Source organism: Nocardia cerradoensis NBRC 101014, from assembly GCF_000308535.1.
In the GTDB taxonomy this organism is placed as follows: Bacteria; Actinomycetota; Actinomycetes; order Mycobacteriales; family Mycobacteriaceae; genus Nocardia; species Nocardia cerradoensis.
This window is the reverse complement of sequence record NZ_BAFW01000272.1, coordinates 1-359: the sequence shown is the minus strand read 5'-3', so window position 1 is coordinate 359 and position 359 is coordinate 1. Positions and strand designations below refer to the sequence as shown.

Below are 359 nucleotides of genomic sequence, written 5' to 3'. Positions count from 1 at the left end.
TTTTCTCCTGCGATCCTGCTGATGGAAGGAGAAATAGAGTGCCGTCGCTTCAGGAGCAAATTGCTGGTCGACGATGTTTCCGAAATCTTTGTGTGCAGCGCTGCTGCTGTCTGTACTATGTTTAGGGACTGCGCAGCCCTCGGAAAATGACCGAATACGCGCTTGTGGGAAAATGAAGCAGGACGCCTGTCGAATTGTCAAAGCTTGCACCTTCTGCCGCAGCAAGTGGGGCGAGTCGATGTGCTTTTCGGCAAACCAAGTCGACGGGCTTCCAGCAGATATCTACCCTTGCAAGTACTACAAGACTCCAGTCACAGCATCACCCTGCGATGGTCTGGAGAAGGATGCATGCAAAGGGA

At 52.4% G+C, this 359-nt stretch carries 1 protein-coding gene; it reads right to left on the bottom strand.

Going from position 1 to position 359, the window contains the following annotated elements:
* Positions 1 to 201, bottom strand: a 201-nt coding sequence (locus ON23_RS40065; RefSeq protein WP_218001120.1) for a hypothetical protein, incomplete at its 3' end; no start/stop codon positions are given.
* Positions 202 to 359: the final 158 nt, after the last annotated feature.